At 65.8% G+C, this 13,506-nt stretch carries 12 protein-coding genes; 3 read left to right on the top strand and 9 right to left on the bottom strand.

Translation table 11 applies throughout. The features are described from left to right. The coding region (locus tag ACYZGB_RS19910; protein WP_462390580.1) for a hypothetical protein at positions 1–193 on the top strand (193 nt) is incomplete at its 5' end. A gap of 490 nt (positions 194–683) precedes the next feature. Next, a complete protein-coding gene (locus tag ACYZGB_RS19905) occupies positions 684–1,943 on the top strand; it encodes an IS5 family transposase (RefSeq protein ID WP_462390579.1) in 1,260 nt (419 codons plus the stop codon). A 177-nt stretch (positions 1,944–2,120) separates the two neighbouring features. Here the strand turns inward: ACYZGB_RS19905 and ACYZGB_RS19900 are convergent, their stop codons facing one another. The 5 genes from ACYZGB_RS19900 to ACYZGB_RS19880 all read right to left on the bottom strand — a co-directional run bounded on the left by ACYZGB_RS19900 (position 2,121) and on the right by ACYZGB_RS19880 (position 7,780). Further along, positions 2,121–3,395: an acyl-CoA dehydrogenase family protein gene (locus ACYZGB_RS19900; RefSeq protein ID WP_462390578.1), complete on the bottom strand. Its 1,275-nt coding sequence runs from the start codon at positions 3,393–3,395 to the stop codon at positions 2,121–2,123. A gap of 63 nt (positions 3,396–3,458) precedes the next feature. Continuing rightward, the gene (locus ACYZGB_RS19895) at positions 3,459–4,544 is read right to left on the bottom strand and encodes a phosphotransferase (protein ID WP_462390577.1); all 1,086 of its coding nucleotides are present in this window, start codon (positions 4,542–4,544) and stop codon (positions 3,459–3,461) included. A gap of 31 nt (positions 4,545–4,575) precedes the next feature. After that, positions 4,576–5,295, bottom strand: a complete 720-nt coding sequence (locus ACYZGB_RS19890) for a Crp/Fnr family transcriptional regulator (RefSeq protein ID WP_063460954.1) — start codon at positions 5,293–5,295, stop codon at positions 4,576–4,578. Between the two features lie 160 nt (positions 5,296–5,455). Then, the gene (locus tag ACYZGB_RS19885; RefSeq protein WP_462390576.1) at positions 5,456–6,235 is read right to left on the bottom strand and encodes an oxepin-CoA hydrolase, alternative type; all 780 of its coding nucleotides are present in this window, start codon (positions 6,233–6,235) and stop codon (positions 5,456–5,458) included. Between the two features lie 21 nt (positions 6,236–6,256). Further along, positions 6,257–7,780 carry a 3-hydroxyacyl-CoA dehydrogenase gene (locus tag ACYZGB_RS19880; RefSeq protein ID WP_462390575.1) on the bottom strand — a complete coding sequence of 508 codons (1,524 nt, stop codon included), beginning with the start codon at positions 7,778–7,780 and terminating at the stop codon, positions 6,257–6,259. A 72-nt stretch (positions 7,781–7,852) separates the two neighbouring features. Between ACYZGB_RS19880 and ACYZGB_RS19875 the strand changes: the two genes are divergently transcribed. Continuing rightward, positions 7,853–10,063 (top strand): type IV pilus assembly protein FimV, encoded by a 2,211-nt coding sequence (locus ACYZGB_RS19875; RefSeq protein WP_462390574.1) that lies wholly within the window; start codon positions 7,853–7,855, stop codon positions 10,061–10,063. Positions 10,064–10,218: 155 nt separating this feature from the next. On the opposite strand, the gene ACYZGB_RS19870 is transcribed toward ACYZGB_RS19875, so the two are convergent. From ACYZGB_RS19870 to ACYZGB_RS19855, 4 genes are all read right to left on the bottom strand, one after another. Then, a complete protein-coding gene (locus ACYZGB_RS19870) occupies positions 10,219–11,127 on the bottom strand; it encodes a thiamine phosphate synthase (protein WP_462390573.1) in 909 nt (302 codons plus the stop codon). Then, complete coding sequence (locus ACYZGB_RS19865) at positions 11,120–11,929, bottom strand: thiazole synthase (RefSeq protein ID WP_462390572.1); 810 nt, start codon at positions 11,927–11,929, stop codon at positions 11,120–11,122. The genes ACYZGB_RS19870 and ACYZGB_RS19865 overlap by 8 nt, the downstream gene beginning before the upstream one ends. Before the next feature lie 82 nt (positions 11,930–12,011). Beyond that, positions 12,012–12,209, bottom strand: a complete 198-nt coding sequence (gene thiS, locus ACYZGB_RS19860) for a sulfur carrier protein ThiS (protein WP_462390571.1) — start codon at positions 12,207–12,209, stop codon at positions 12,012–12,014. After that, entirely contained in the window at positions 12,206–13,333 is a 1,128-nt protein-coding gene (locus ACYZGB_RS19855) for an FAD-dependent oxidoreductase (protein WP_462390570.1), read from the bottom strand. Before ACYZGB_RS19855 ends, thiS begins: the two co-directional genes overlap by 4 nt. Positions 13,334–13,506 lie beyond the last annotated feature (173 nt).

The raw sequence follows: 13,506 nt of genomic DNA, 5'->3' as shown, positions 1-13,506 counted from the left end.
TGCTCCAGCCCTGCTGGCGCAGCGATGCCAACGTCACTCTGTCTTCTGGCTGCAAGTGTTCGTATCTCGTTCTCATTTGCGTACATTACCCTCGGTGAGGGTGTTGCACTTCAGATTTGAGACCGCCCTCGCCTGTGGCATAGCGGCGGTCAAACTGATCCAGTATCTCGACTACCGACGAGAATTTTCTTAGTTCAGTTTCAAAATCTGAATACAACTCGTAAACATCACAGGTACCTTCGGAGAAGAGCCAGTTCAGCAGTTCTCTGTGATCATCAATCGTCGCGTAGAAATCACAATTCGGCATATGCAATTGCCTAGCGCTATTTATCCCGCAGAGCTCGCGGAATAGGCTGGCCAATACGGGGAATTCTAGGTATTGGCTCTCCTTGAAGGTGGCTCGCCGCTTCGGTTTGGAGTGATCTCATTCTGCAAACATCCGCGTAAAGAATTCCAGGAGCCCCAGCACGCATTTGCTCAGGCAATTCGAGCTTGTCAAAAGGCGAGGTATAGACATTTTGCTGAGCAAGGCTGTGTATTCGGGAGCGCAGGACAGCACATCGTAGACCGCGTCAGTGCATGATACCTAACAGACTGCTGAAATACTCCCCACCATCACTCCTCAGTTGACTCCGTACCAAGACAATAGAAGCAACCCAAGCGAGCAGACAGACGAGCCATCCATGCGCGGAGCCGACACCTTCACCGAGAGCCTGTTCACCATGCGTCATCTCGATGACTTCGTGCCCGCAGACCATCCTCTGCGCGTGATCCGCGTGATGGTCAACAAGGCCTTGGCGAGTATGGACGTGTTGTTCGCTCAGATGTACGCGGCCGACATCAAGGGAGGGCGCCCCAGCATTGCCCCAGAGAAACTGCTGCGCGCCATGCTCATTCAGGTGCTCTACAGCGTGCGCTCAGAACGCCAGCTCATGGAGCAGACCCAATACAACCTGCTGTTTCGTTGGTTCATTGGCCTGGCCATGGACGATGCCGTGTGGGTGCCTACCGTGTTCAGCAAGAACCGCGAGCGCCTGATTGAGCACGATGCGGTCATCGAGTTCTTCAACCAGATCGTGCAGCAAGCCCAGGAGCAGGAGTTGCTCTCAGGCGAGCACTTCAGCGTGGACGGCACCCTGATCCAGGCGTGGGCGGGTCACAAGAGCTTCGTGCGCAAAGACCGCACGGATGATGACGGCAACGATAACGCGGGCAACTTCAAAGACCAAAAGCGCAGCAACGAGACCCATGAATCCACCACGGATTCGGATGCACGGCTGTACCGCAAAGGCAAGACGGCCAGCGAACTGCGCTTTATGGGCCACACGCTTACTGACAACCGCCATGGGCTAGTGGTCAGTGCTGTGGTCACTCAGGCTGACGGGCATGCAGAGCGCGAAGCGGCCAAGGCCATGATCAACGATGCGCGGCAGGCACTACCGGGCGATGAGCCCATCACCATCACCCTGGGGGCAGACAAAGGCTACGACGCCAAGGAGTTCATTGAGGCCCTGCAAGACATGAACGTGCTGCCCCACGTAGCGCAGAACAAATCAAGGCGCCAATCGGCGGTACCCGATGCGATTGCAGACAGCGAAGGGTATGCCATCTCGCAGCAAAAGAGAAAGCTGATCGAACAAGGCTTTGGCTGGGCCAAGACGGTGGGACACATGCGTCAGGTGCTGGTGCGCGGGATCAAAAAGGTCGATCAGATGTTTGTGTTGACGATGGCGGGCTACAACCTCACGCGACTGCGCAGCCTGGGGCAAATCCGTCTGCAGGGGCACACAGGTGAGGGGAAAAGGTCGAGAAAACGGGCTGGGAAAGGCAAAAAAGGCCGACCTGGAGCACTGAGTTTCAAGATACGGAAAGCGGGCGCAAGAAACGCGCGAGGGCCGAGGAAGACGCTCGTGGGCAAGGGGAGTATTTCAGCAGCCTGCTAAGGGTTTCTCCGCGCGACGGGTTCAACTGGTCTATGCAATGAGTGCACCCGATGCCTGGGCCAGAGCGGCAGAGTAAAAGCCGCCCAGCGGCGAGTGCTTCATCTCCCACCCACAGCGCGCAGCGGTGCGAGAGTGGGTGCAGAGGGAGGCCCGAAGGGCCTCAGGGACTGTCCTCGCTCAAGCCCCACGTGTGATCGGCACACCCGCATCGCGGCCATAGGTGCCGTACTTGCCCAGCTCCCACTTGGCGATCGCGTTGCGGTGCACTTCGTCCGGGCCGTCGGCAAAACGCAGCGTGCGTGCACCGGCGTAGGCATAGGCGAGCGGGAAGTCGTCGCACATGCCGCCGCCGCCATGCACCTGCATGGCCCAGTCAATGACCTGGCAGGCCATGCTGGGGGCGACGACCTTGATCATCGCGATCTCGGTCTTGGCGACCTTGTTGCCGGCCACGTCCATCAGCCAGGCGGCCTTGAGCGTGAGCAGGCGGGCCATGTCGATCTTGCAGCGGGCTTCGGCAATGCGCTCTTGCGTCACGGTCTGCTGGGCCACGGTCTTGCCAAAGGCGGTGCGTGACGAGGCACGTTTGCACATCAGCTCCAGCGCGCGTTCGGCCAGGCCAATGAGGCGCATGCAGTGGTGGATGCGGCCGGGGCCCAGGCGCCCTTGTGCGATCTCGAAGCCACGGCCTTCGCCCAGCAGGATGTTGGAGACGGGCACGCGCACGTTCTCGAAGGTCATCTCGACGTGGCCGTGGGGGGCGTCGTCATAGCCCATCACGTTCAGCGGGCGGATGATGGTGATGCCCTTGGTGTCGGCGGGCACCAGGACCATGCTTTGCTGCGAGTGCTTGGGCGCCTCGGGGTCGGTCTTGCCCATGGTGACGAACACCGCGCAGCGCGGGTCGGCCGCGCCAGAGATCCACCACTTGCGGCCATTGATCACGTACTCGTTGCCATCGCGCTCGATGCGCGTCTCGATGTTGGTGGCGTCGCTCGATGCCACGTCGGGCTCGGTCATCGCAAAGGCCGAGCGGATCTTGCCTTCGAGCAAGGGCTTGAGCCAGCGGGCCTTGTTGGCCTCGTCGCCGTAGCGGGCGATGGTTTCCATGTTGCCCGTGTCGGGGGCCGAGCAGTTGAACACTTCGCTGGCCCATTGCACGCGGCCCATGATTTCGGCCAGGGGCGCGTACTCCTGGTTGGTCAGGCCGGCGCCGTCGTAGCCCGAGGCAGCTGCGCTGTCCACCGGCAGGAACAGGTTCCACAAACCGGCGGCCTGGGCCTTGGGCTTGAGGTCTTCGATGGTTTTGAGCGCGCTCCAGCGTTTGCCCGCTGCTGTGTTGGCTATCAGTTCGTCTTTGTAGGCAGACTCGTTCGGATAGATGTGGTCATCCATGAACTGGAGCAGCTTGGCCTGCAGTTCCTTGGTTTTGGGCGAGTAGTCAAAGTCCATGGGTTTCTTCTCCGTTGGTAATCGTGGGGCGGCGCCTGTGCCTTGGTCTGTGTCCGGGTGTCCTCAGCCGCGCTGTGCAAACGACCAGGCCAGCTCTGCCATGGGCCGCGCGGTGTCCCCCGAGGCCTTGGCCTGCGCGCTGGAGGCGGTGCCCGCCTCGACGCGTTTGGCAATGCCCTGCAGGATGGCCGCGATGCGGAACATGTTGTAGGCGAGGTAGAAGTTCCAGTCGGCACGCAGCGCCTCGGGCGTGGCGATGCCGGTGCGTTCGCAGTACAGGCGGATGTAGCTGTCTTCGCTGGGGATGCCGAGCGCGGCCAGGTCTTGGCCCGCGATGCCCCGGCCCATGGCGGCTGGGATGTGCCAGCTCATGCAGTGGTAGCTGAAGTCAGCCAGCGGGTGGCCCAGGGTGGACAGCTCCCAATCAAGCACGGCAATCACGCGGGGCTCGGTGGGGTGGAACATGAGGTTGTCCAGCCGGTAGTCGCCATGCACGATGGACACTTGGCTCTCATCGCGCGCGCCTGCGGGGATGTGCGCGGGCAGCCATTCCATGAGCTTGTCCATCTCGGGGATGGGCTGGGTGATGGAGGCCACATACTGCTTGCTCCAGCGGCCGATCTGGCGGTCGAAATAGTTGCCGGGCTTGCCGTAGCTGGCCAGGCCCCGGTCTGCAAACTTCACGGTGTGCAGCGCGGCAATCACGCGGTTCATCTCGTTGTAGATGGCGCCGCGCTCGGCCTGCGACATGCCGGGCAGGGACTGGTCCCACAGCACGCGGCCCTGCATGCACTCCATCACATAGAAGGCGCGGCCGATCACCGACTCGTCCTCGCACAGCACAAACATGCGTGGCACGGGCACATCGGTGCCGTACAGGCCGCTCATCACCGCAAACTCGCGCTCGATGGCGTGGGCCGAGGGCAGCAGCTTGGCCACGGGCCCGGGCTTGGCGCGCATCACGTAGCTGGTGGTGGGGGTGATGAGCTTGTAGGTGGGGTTGGACTGCCCGCCCTTGAACATCTCTACCGTCAGGGGCCCCTCAAAGCCCTGCATGTGCCGCGCGAGCCAGGCGGTCAGCGCGGCGGTGTCGAACGCGTGCTGGTCGGAAACGGGCCGGGTGCCCACGAAGTGGTCGAAGTTGCTCATGGAAGGGCGGGGAGTGTGTTGTTGTTGCTCTTCAGTTGTCGGTTTCGGCAATGCGCATCAGTGCCTCGCGGTCGCGCACCACCAGGCCGCCCGGCTCGATGCGGATGGCATCCTCGCGCTCCATGGCTTTCAGCTCCTGGTTCACGCGCTGGCGCGATGCGCCCAGCAGCTGTGCCAGTTCTTCCTGCGCCAGCTGCAGCCCGATGCGCATCTCGCTGCCGTCCGACAGGCTGGGAATGCCGTAGCTGCGTACCAGGTGCACCAGCTGCTTGGCCAGCCGGGCGCGCAGGGGCAGGGTGTTGAGGTCTTCCACCAGGCCGTAGAGCTGGCGGATGCGCCGTGCATGCAGGCGCAGCATGGCTTCGTAGAACTCCACGTGCGAGGCGAGGATCTTCTTGAAATCGGACTTGGCCACGCACAGGATCGTGGTGTCGCCATGCGCATACGCGTCGTGGGTGCGCCGGTCCCCGTCGAAGATCGCCACGTCGCCGAACCAGATGCCCGGCTCCACATAGGTCAGCGTGATCTGCTTGCCCGAGATGGAGGTGGAGCTCACTCGCACCGCACCGCGTGCGCAGGCAATCCACTCCTCGGGTGGATCGCCACGTGCGCAGATCAGGGCGCCGTCCTTGAAACGTTTGACGTATGCACATCGGAGGATGTCGTGGCGTAGCGAAGGTGAGAGGGAAGAAAACCAGCGACCGGAGTTGATCGCTTCACGTTCTTCGATAGTAAGAATCGGGTCGTCCATGGTCTGTCTTTTGTGTGACTGGAAACGGAACCATTGTCGCGTGAGGGACCTGCGCAAAGCGTCAGGGTTGTCACCTGCGCGTCTGCGCAGCCGCGCAGAAAAAAGCCCCTGGCAGCCGGTTCGGCTGCCAGGGGCTTTGGGGCGTGGATGGGGTGGCTGCTTACTCGTAGCGCGGCACGCGCTTTTCAAGGAAGGCGGAAATGCCTGCGCCGCCGTTGGCGTGGTGCAGGTTCTTCACGAAGTGGTCACGCTCGTGGCCCAGGTGCTGGGTCAGGCTGGCGTGGGGTGCTTCGTTCAGCAGCTCCTTGATGCTGGCCAGGGCGTTGGGTGCCTTGGCGTTGAGCTGCTCGGCCAGTGCCAGTGCAGCATCCAGTGCAGAGCCCGCCTCGGCCACGCGGTTGACCAGGCCCAGGCCATGCAGGCGCTCGGCGCCAATGCGGTCGCCGCCCATGAGGATCTCGGTGGCGATCTGGCGGGGCAGGGCCTGCGACAGGCTCCAACTCGCCCCTCCATCGGGCGACAGGGCCACATTGCTGTAGGCCATCACGAACACGGCGTTGCGCGCCGCCACGATGAAGTCGCAGGCCAGTGCCAGCGAAAAGCCCGCACCCGCCGCCGCGCCTTCCACCGCCGCAATCACGGGCTTGGGGTAGGTGCGGATGGTTTCAATCCAGTTGTGCAGGCCTTCAATGCTCTGGGCCTGCACTTCGGGCGGCTGCTGGCGGTTGGCCAGCAGCCGCTGCAGGTTACCGCCCGAGCAGAACATGCCGTCGGACCCTGTGATGACCACGCTGCGGATGTCGGTGCTGCTCTCGGCCACGCTCAGCGCCTCCACGCCTGCCGCGTACATCGACGGGTCGATGGCGTTGCGCCGCTCGGGGTTGCTCAGGGTCAGGATCAGGGTCTGGCCCTGGCTGGTGCTTCGGAGTTCTGCGGGCATGGGTGGCCTTGGTGCGGGCGTTCAGTTTTCTTCTACATGCGTGAGGCTCAGGCCGATGGCGCCGCGCCGACGCAGCCAGGGGCTGGGGCGGTAGCGGGTGTCGCCATACACGGTCTGCATGTTGAACAACACTTCGAGAATGTTGGTGGGCCCCCAGCGGTCGCCCATGGCCAATGGGCCCAGCGGGTAGCCCAGGCCCAGGGTGACTGCAGTTTCGAGGTCCTTGGGCGAGCAGATGCCTTGCTGGCAGATGTCGGCCGCGATGTTGACGATGGTTGCCACCACGCGCTGGGTGACAAAGCCGCCGCTGTCGCGGATCACGCTCACGGCCTTGCCGTCGCGTGCAAACAGCGCATGCGCCGCGTTGCGGATGTCCACTCGCGTGGCGGGGTTGGTGGCCAGCACGCGGCGCTTGGTGGCGGCGTCGTCGATCAGCATGTCGATGCCGATGGTGCGTGCCGGGTCCAGCCGTTCCACCACGGCCACGGTGGTCACGTCAAAGCCCAGCGGCGCCACCAGCGTGATGGCGTGGGGCGAGGGTGATTGGCCGGTTTCGATGGTGGCGTCCAGGTCCTTGAGCAACTGGTACAGCTCGGCGCGCCGGGCGGCACGCGGAGATACCCAGACGGGCGGGATGTCGTTGACCGTGGGCACCGGGGCTTCGGCGGGCACCTGGGCCGCGCCATCCACGTAGCGGTAGAAGCCTTCGCCCACCTTCTTGCCCACGATGCCACCGGCCAGGCGCTGCGCCGTGATCACGCTGGGGCGAAAGCGCGGCTCGTCGTAGTACTGGCGGTAGATGGATTCCATCACCGGGTGGGACACGTCGAGCGCCGTGAGGTCCATCAGCTCGAACGGCCCGAGCTTGAAGCCCGCCTGGTCGCGCAGGATGCGGTCGATGGTGGCAAAGTCGGCCACGCCTTCGCCCACGATGCGCAGGGCCTCGGTGCCAAAGCCGCGCCCGGCGTGGTTCACGATGAAGCCGGGCGTGTCCTGCGCCTGCACGGGCGTGTGGCCCATCTGCTTGGCATAGGCGGCCAGCGCGGCGCACACGGCGGCGTCGGTCTTGAGCCCGGCAATCACTTCCACTACTTTCATGAGCGGAACCGGGTTGAAGAAGTGAAAGCCCGCCAGGCGCTCGGGCCGCTGCAGGCCTGCGCCGATGGCGGTGACAGACAGCGACGATGTGTTGGTGGCCAGCACTGCGTCCGGGCGCACCACGGCCTCCAGCTCGGCAAACAGCGCCTTCTTCACATCCAGGCGCTCCACGATGGCCTCCACGACCAGGTCGCAGCCCGACAGGTCGGCCACGGCCTTGACGGGGTGCAGCCGCGCCACCAGCTCACTGGCCTGCGCGGCATCGATGCGGCCTTTGGCCACCAGTTTGTTCCATTGTTCCTGGAGTGCCGCCTTGGCCGCATCGGCGGCGCCGGGGTTGGCATCCAGCAGAAAAACCTGGCTGCCGGCCTGGGCTGCGATTTGGGCAATGCCCCGGCCCATGGCGCCGGTGCCCACGATGGCGATGGTGGGAAACTGAATTTTCATAGCGCCATTATGGCTCTGGCCTTACCTGGGACTTGTGTGCAAGAATGCCTCAGACCAGGAACAGAACTTATTGTGAAAATCCGTAACACTATTTTTGGACCGGGGCTGTGGGTGTTTGCAGCCGGTGCGTCGGCGCTGTCGCTGGGCAGTGGCAGCGGCACGGTGGTGTTGGGTTCTCCTGTTGATCTGACGTTTGAATTGCAGCCCGACCCGGGCACCGATGTCGCGTCGTCCTGCGTCACGGCGAAGCTGGTGGCAGGCGACAACGCGATTGGCGACAGCAAGGTGCGCGTCATCCCCCTGCCTGAAGTGCGGGGCCGCCCATCTGGCGTGCGGGTCATGGCATCCGTTGCGCTGGATGAACCCGTGCTGACCGTCACCCTCACGGCAGGGTGCGCGGGCAGAACCACACGCACATACACTTTTCTCTCCGACCTCCCAGCCATTGCCACGCGCTCGGCGTCGGCGCTGCCGGTCGATCTTTCGCGCCTGCCCGCCGCCAGAGGGGGCGAGGCCGCTCAGCCCTCGGTGAAGGCGCAGGACAGCCGTGCGGTACCCGCCCCGGCTGACCAGCAGGCCACGCGCCAGCCCCCTGCACCCCGGGCGCCCATCGTGGCCCGGCCTGCGGCCCCGGCTCCTGCGCGGCCTGTTGCACGTGCACCGGCCCCCGCCAAGGCCTTGGCGGCGGGTACTGCGCCCGCCCAGCGCCCCCGCCTGGTGCTGGAGCCCCTGGACATCTGGCTCGACAGCCCGGTTCCGCTACGCTCCAGCACCGAACTCACGGTCACGCCATCAGAGGAAATGTCGGTGCAGCGCGCGCAAGCCATTGCGCTGTGGAAGTCGCTGAACGCGCAACCAGAAACCCTGCTCAAGGACAGCGAGCAACTGAAAACGCTGGAGTCCGAGGCCGCAGCCCTGCGCGCGCAGGCCGCCAAAGACCGTGCCGCCACCGCGCAATTGCAGCAGCAGCTGGAGTTGGCCGAGCAAGAGCGCTTCCCGGCGACCATCGTGTATGCGCTGGGGGCCTTGTTGGCACTGGCCCTGCTGGGGGTTGCCTGGATGTGGGTGCGCCTGCGCAATGCCTCCCAGAACGCCGTGCGGGCCTGGGGTGACTCGGTGGCCCTGGGCGCGCGCGATGCTGCCGTGGCCGAAGAGGCGCTGGGCCTGGCGCCCCATCCCGGAGATTCCTGGCTGCCGTCCGACACCCAGCCTTTGCCCGAAGAGGGCCCCGCCTCCACGGGGCCATCGTCGCCAGTCACCGTTCCTGCGCCCAGCCCGGTGGCGGTGGCGGTTGCGAGCAGTGCTGCAACCAAAACCCCCGTGGCCAGCGCCCCGGCGCCGCTGCCCAAGCCACCAGTGCCGGTGGCGCCGCCGTCATCCGCTGCGGCATCGGCGTCGCTGCATATCGTCAACCCCGAAGAGCTTTTTGACATCCAGCAGCAGGCCGAATTCTTCATTTCGGTGGGCGAGCACCAGCAGGCCATCGAGGTCTTGAAGAACCATATTGCCGAGCACCGCGAGACCTCGCCGTTGGCTTATCTGGAGCTTTTGCAGCTGTACCACACGCTCAGCCGCGTGGACGAGTTTGCCCAGCTGCGTGCGCAGTTCATGCAGTCCTTCAATGCGCAGGTGCCGGAGTTTTCCGGCTTCCACCGCACAGGGCGCATGCTTTACCACTACACCGACGCGCTGGCCGACATCGAAGCCGCGTGGACATCTCCCGAGGTGCTGGGTTTGCTGGAGAAGCTCCTCTTCCGCCGCACCGGGGCCGAGGCGGTGGAGCCGTTTGACCTGGCGGCCTACGACGACCTGCTGCTGCTGCTGTCCATCGCACAGACCACCCCCGCCAGCGCACGGGGTGAGCCCCCGCCACGCAAGCGGACCACTCCGCTGGCCCCCTCCCGGGCCGAAGCTCTGGTGGCAGAACCGCCCGTAGCCCCCGCTCCGGCTGTCGCCGCATCGTTGCTCGACGACGCGCCGCTGGATTCGCTCGCAGCCAGCCTGGAGTTTGACTTCGGGGCCATGCCGCCACGCCCGGCCCCGGCCAGCAACAGCGACCCCGTATCCACTGCCCCGGCGGCCATGGGCGCAGACAGTGGCAATGTGCCCCTGGACCTCGACCTTTCCGAACCCCTGCACCTGACCCTCAGCGATCTTCCGCCCGTGCCCGTGACGCCCCCGCCATCCTCCGGGCAGGCCGTGGGTTTTGGCATGGAGAATGACCTGATGGAACTGCGGCTGGAACTGGAGCAGATGAAGCACAAGACCGATCGCAGCAAGTAAAAGGCCTGGGCCATCGGCCCATGGCCTGCTGCGGCGCTGCTACACATGCAGCGTGGACGGCACACATGGGTTGTATCCCACATCAATGTACCGCCGCCAGCGCGCGGCGCACCGCATCCAGGGCCCTGGCGTTGTGCCAGGCCCCGGGGCCGCCTTCAGGTGGGCGTGGGCGCCATGTGCTGCATCAGCTGGGCTGAAGCGCCTTCAGGATCTGCCGCGTTCACCAGCGCTCGCACCACGGCGATGGAGCCCACCCCCGTGGCCAGCACCTGCGCAAACTGCTCGGCGCCAATGCCGCCAATCGCCACCTGCGGGTAGTGGCGCATCAGCCGCGCATACACCCCCAGCCTGCCCACGCCCTGGGGGGCTGTGGCCATTTTCTTGAGTGTGGTGGGGAACACGGCCCCCATGGCGATGTAGCTGGGGCCCACGGCGTCGGCGCGCACCATCTCGGCATAACCGTGGGTGCTGACGCCCAGGCGCAGGCCGGAGCCGTGCAGCGCTTGCAACTCGGATGCACTCAGCGCGTCCAGATCCTCCTGGCCCAGGTGGATGCCGTAGGCACCTGCGTCAATGGCCATGCGCCAGTGGTCGTTGATGAACAGCAGCGCACCCGTGCCCTGCACGGCATGTACGGCGGCGCGCACTTCCCGCTCAATCGCTGCCGCATCGTCGGACTTGAAGCGCAGCTGCACCGTGGGCACACCCGCACGGGCCATGCGGCCCACCCAAGTGGCATCGGGGAGCACGGCGTACAGGCCCAGTTGCCTGGGGCAGGGGGCGAACTGATGGGCGCGCTGCAGGGGTTGCAGGCCGAAGTCCTCCGGGGCGTCGGGCCACGCCTCGGGCTGCGCGCTGCCGGTGCGCAGGGCGCGTGCCTGCCAGGCGCGGGCCAGGCATTCGGCGTCGTGCGCAATGAAGCCCAGCTGGCTGCAGGCTTGCAGCGCGGCCTGGTAGACCGGCTCCTGCGAGTTGGGGGCAGGCACGGGCTCGGGCGCGAAACCCGCAAAGGTGGCTGCGTGGTGGCTCAGGATGGCGTGCGCCAGGGCGGTGGTGTCATGCATGGGCGTGGTGCCAGAAAGGGGTGCCCAGCACCGGCGTGCTGGGCTGGGCGGCGTCCTGCGCGGCCATGGCGCCTGCCAGGCGTGCAGCGCGCCCGGCGCCCACGGCATCGGAGAACGCACCCGCCATGGCCACAGGGTCTTGCGCCAGGGCCACGGCGGTGTTCAGCAGCACGCCGTCAAAGCCCCATTCAATGACCTGGCAGGCATGCGATGGCAGGCCCAGGCCCGCGTCCACCAGCATGGGGACTTGAAGGCGCTCGCGCAGCGTCTGCAGCGCGTAGGGGTTGACGGGGCCCCGGCCGGTGCCGATGGGCGCGGCCCAGGGCATCACGGCCTGGCAGCCCACATCCACGAGGCGCTGGCACAGCACCAGGTCTTCGGTGCAGTACGGCAGCACCTGAAAACCTTCCTTGATGAGGTGTTCGGCCACGCCCACCAGGTTCAGCGTGTCGGGCTGCAGGGTGTAGTCGTCGCCGATCAACTCCAGCTTGATCCACGGGGTGTTGAACACCTCGCGCGCCATCTGGGCGGTGGTGATGGCCTCTTGTGCGCTGTGGCAGCCGGCGGTGTTGGGCAGCACGGGCACATTGAGCTTGCGCAGCAGCTCCCAGAAGCTGCTTCCGCTTTCGGCCGGGTTGCTGCCCTGGCGGCGCAGTGAGGCGGTGACCATGGCGGGCTGGGCGCGCAACACGGCGGCTTCGAGCACGGCGGGCGAGGGGTAGCGCGAGGTGCCCAGCAGCAGGCGGCTGGTGAACTGCTGGCCGTACAGCACCAGCGGGTCTTGGGGCGTCGGAGTGGTCATGTGGTTACTATGTTTTTGATAGCTATCAGGGCTTGATGGACGCGCGCAGAGGGTTTATTTTCTTCAAATTTCAGGCGCTGGGTCAGCCCCCGGTCACGGGTGAGATGATTTCCACGCGGTCGCCGGGCTGCAGCTGGTGGGCGGCGTAGGCGGTGTTGGGCACAAAGGTGGTGTTCACCGCCACGGCAAAAGGCGGGCGCGCCGCGATGGCGGCCACGGCGTCGGCCACGGTGGCGCCTTCGGGCAGTTCGTGCGGGGTCTGGTTGATGGAGATGTTCATGCGAGAGCGGCGGCGCTGGTGGCGGGCACTGATGCAGGGGCCAGATCCAGCGCGAGGTCAAAACGTTGCGAAAGCTGCGATTGTCCTGTGTTCAGCACTTCCAGCGCCACATCCAGCATCGCCGGGGCGATCATGAAGCCGTGGCGGTACAGGCCGTTGATCTCCAGCACACCCGGCCGCGTCTGGCGGATGGCGGGCAGGTTGTCGGGCAGCGTGGGGCGGCACTGCGTGGCGAGCTCCAGGATGCGGCCCTCGGCAAAGCCGGGGTGCACGGCGTAAGCCGCGCTCAGCAGTTCCAGCGTGGACCGCACGCTGGCGGGCGAGAGGTCGTCGGATTCGATCTCGGTCGCGCCGATCACAAACAGGTGGTCCTGCTTGGGCGCGATGTAGATGGGGTAGCGCGGATGCACCAGGCGCGTGGGTCGCCGCAGCGTCACGTCGGGCGCGTGGATGCGCACCACCTCGCCGCGCACGCCGCGCAGCGCGCTCCACTGGCCCTTGGCGCCCAGGCCCCGGCAGTCCAGCACCCAGTCGGGCTGGCCAGGGGCGCCGGGGCTGAAGGTGTCGGGCGACTGGGGGCTGTGCCAGTGCGCGCGCACGCCCAGGCGTTGCATCTCCACCACCAGCGCCGCCAGCAGCTGGCGGTTGTCCAGCTGGCCTTCGCCGGGCAGGTACAGGCCCTGGGCAAAGCGGTGGGCCAGTGTGGGCTCGGCCTGGGCCAGGCCGTCGCTGCCCAGCTTTTCAAGCCGGGGCAGCTCGGGCACGGTGTGCTGGTTGGCCTCCAGCTGGCGCGTCAGGCGCTGGGCTTCGGCGGCGTCCTGCCGGTGCCACACGATCAGCGTGCCCGCTTGCTGGAAGAACACGGGTTCGGCCAGCGGTGCCAGCAGCTGCGGCCAGCGGGCCAGGGCATGGTGGCCCATGCGCACCACGCCGGGTTCGGTGATCGCCGATTCGGCCAGGGGTGCGAGCATGGCGGCGGCCACCGTGGCAGCCGAGCCTTCGGCGGCCGGGCTGCCCGCGTCGTGAATGTCCACCCGGTGGCCCTGGCGCGCCAGCTCCACGGCCAGCAGCCGGCCCATGAGGCCCGCGCCCAGGATGGCAAAAGAAGAGGGTTGAAGTGGCATAAGTCCGTCTGTCCGTCCGTTGATCCGTGTGTTGGCAGGCAACCATGGACAAAACGGGGGCAGGGCCGCTTGTGGAAACTCCCCACGCCAGCATGACCTGGATCGGGTAGCGGGGCCATTGCGCGCGCAGCGCAACGCAGTGTTCTGCGCAGCCCCAGGGTATTTCTCAGTCG

This window comes from Acidovorax sp. Q11 (assembly GCF_054950075.1).
Note: the sequence above shows the minus strand (reverse complement) of the source record. Positions and strands in the feature narration are given on the sequence as shown.